The organism is Pseudoalteromonas caenipelagi (assembly GCF_013140855.1).
Classification (GTDB): Bacteria; Pseudomonadota; Gammaproteobacteria; order Enterobacterales; family Alteromonadaceae; genus Pseudoalteromonas; species Pseudoalteromonas caenipelagi.
On record NZ_JABBPG010000022.1, the window covers coordinates 1 to 1717 of the forward strand.

At 49.6% G+C, this 1717-nt stretch carries 1 rRNA gene; it reads right to left on the reverse strand.

Annotation, left to right across the window (positions count from 1 at the left end):
* A 23S ribosomal RNA gene (locus HG263_RS22070) occupies positions 1–1703 on the reverse strand; the annotation flags it as partial.
* Between the last annotated feature and the right edge of the window lie 14 nt (positions 1704–1717).

A 1717-nucleotide genomic window follows, 5' to 3' on the forward strand; every position in this document is an offset into this window, starting at 1 on the left:
TTCACCTAATGTCAGCGTACCTTCTCCCGAAGTTACGGTACAATTTTGCCTAGTTCCTTCACCCGAGTTCTCTCAAGCGCCTTAGTATTCTCTACCTGACCACCTGTGTCGGTTTGGGGTACGATTCGAAATAATCTGAAGCTTAGAGGCTTTTCCTGGAAGTAGGGCATCAGTAACTTCACCACCGTAGTGGCTCGTCTCGTGTCTCAGCCTTAAGAACCCGGATTTTCCTAAGTTCTCAGCCTACTCACTTTCACATGGACAACCAACGCCATGCTTACTTAGCCTGCTCCGTCCCCCCATCGCAATTATTCCAAGTACGGGAATATTAACCCGTTTCCCATCGACTACGCTCTTCAGCCTCGCCTTAGGGGTCGACTTACCCTACCCTGATTAACATGGGATAGGAACCCTTGGTCTTCCGGCGTGCGGGTTTTTCACCCGCATTGTCGTTACTCATGTCAGCATTCGCACTTCTGATACGTCCAGCATACCTCCCGGTACACCTTCAACCGCTTACAGAACGCTCCCCTACCCCGCGAACTAAGTTCGCAGCCGCAGCTTCGGTGGTATGTTTAGCCCCGTTACATCTTCCGCGCAGGCCGACTCGACTAGTGAGCTATTACGCTTTCTTTAAAGGGTGGCTGCTTCTAAGCCAACCTCCTAGCTGTTTTAGCCTTCCCACATCGTTTCCCACTTAACATACACTTTGGGACCTTAGCTGGCGGTCTGGGTTGTTTCCCTCTTCACGACGGACGTTAGCACCCGCCGTGTGTCTCCCGGATATTACTTTACGGTATTCGGAGTTTGCAAAGGGTTGGTAAGTCGGGATGACCCCCTAGCCTTAACAGTGCTCTACCCCCGTAAGTATTCGTCCGAGGCTCTACCTAAATAGATTTCGGGGAGAACCAGCTATCTCCCGGTTTGATTAGCCTTTCACTCCTAGCCACAGGTCATCCCCTAACTTTTCAACGTTAGTGGGTTCGGTCCTCCAGTTGATGTTACTCAACCTTCAACCTGCCCATGGCTAGATCACCGGGTTTCGGGTCTATACCTTGCAACTAAGCGCCCAGTTAAGACTCGCTTTCGCTACGGCTACCCTATGCGGTTAACCTCGCTACAAAATATAAGTCGCTGACCCATTATACAAAAGGTACGCAGTCACCCAACAAGTGGGCTCCTACTGCTTGTACGTACACGGTTTCAGGTTCTATTTCACTCCCCTCACAGGGGTTCTTTTCGCCTTTCCCTCACGGTACTGGTTCACTATCGGTCAGTTGGGAGTATTTAGCCTTAGATGATGGTCCACCTATATTCAGTCAAAGTTTCACGTGCTCCGACCTACTCGATTTCACTTTAGATAAGTTTTTGTGTACGGGACTATCACCCTGTGTCGTCAAACTTTCCAGAATGTTCCACTAACTACACTAAAGCTTAAGGGCTGGTCCGATTTCGCTCGCCGCTACTTTCGGAATCTCGGTTGATTTCTTTTCCTACGGGTACTTAGATGTTTCAGTTCTCCGCGTTCGCCTCATATGGCTATGTATTCACCATATGATACCTGCAAGCAGGTGGGTTTCCCCATTCGGAAATCCTAGTCTCAAGCGCCTCTTACTGGCTCAACTAGGCTTATCGCAAGTTAGTACGTCCTTCATCGCCTCCAACTGCCAAGGCATCCACCGTGTACGCTTAGTCACTTAACCATACAACCCAAAAT